Annotated in this window: 1 protein-coding gene and 1 pseudogene; both read left to right on the top strand. The window is 62.3% G+C overall.

All coding sequences use genetic code 11. The annotated features are described in order from the left end of the window. Positions 1-242 (top strand): SDR family oxidoreductase (locus I6F36_RS38600; RefSeq protein WP_225173253.1); only part of this gene is annotated, 242 nt, incomplete at its 5' end. A gap of 84 nt (positions 243-326) precedes the next feature. Continuing rightward, positions 327-626 (top strand): annotated as a pseudogene (locus I6F36_RS38595) (EamA family transporter); the annotation flags it as partial.

Genomic DNA, 626 nt, shown 5'->3' with positions numbered 1-626 from the left:
CGCTCGAGAATGCCAAGGGCGGCATCACCGTGAACGTGATCGCGCCGGGCTACATCAACACCGAAATGGTGCAGGCGGTGCCGAAGGACGTCCTGGAGAAGAACGTGATCCCGCAGATCCCGGTCAACCGCCTCGGCGAGCCCGAGGAGATCGCGCGCGCGGTAGTGTTCCTGGCCGCCGACGATGCCGGCTTCATCACAGGCTCGACATTGACCGTGAATGGCGGCCAATACCACGTGTGATGTTCTCTCGCGTCATTGCGGAATCAATCCGGCCTTTCTGATATAGAGGCCGGATTGATTCCGGCTTCGCTCGCAATGACGCATATGACTCCCCGCACCGCGACCCTGATCGGCCTGACCGCGATCATCATGTGGTCGCTGCTCGCCGTGCTGACGGTCGCGACCGGCAAGATTCCTGCCTTCCAGCTTGCAGCAATGACGTTCGCGATCGGCGCGCTGGTTGCTTTTGCGACCTTCATCTTTCGCCCTTCCGCATTCGCTGCGCTGAAGCAGCCGCCGGTCGCCTGGGTCGTCGGCGTCGGCGGCCTGTTCGGCTATCACGCGCTGTATTTCCTGGCGCTGCGTTTTGCGCCGCCCGCGGAAGCCGGACTATTGAACTATCTC

Origin of the sequence: Bradyrhizobium sp. BRP19 (assembly GCF_020194195.1) — a bacterium.
GTDB lineage: Bacteria > Pseudomonadota > Alphaproteobacteria > Rhizobiales > Xanthobacteraceae > Bradyrhizobium > Bradyrhizobium yuanmingense.
This window is presented reverse-complemented; position numbering and strand designations above follow the sequence as displayed.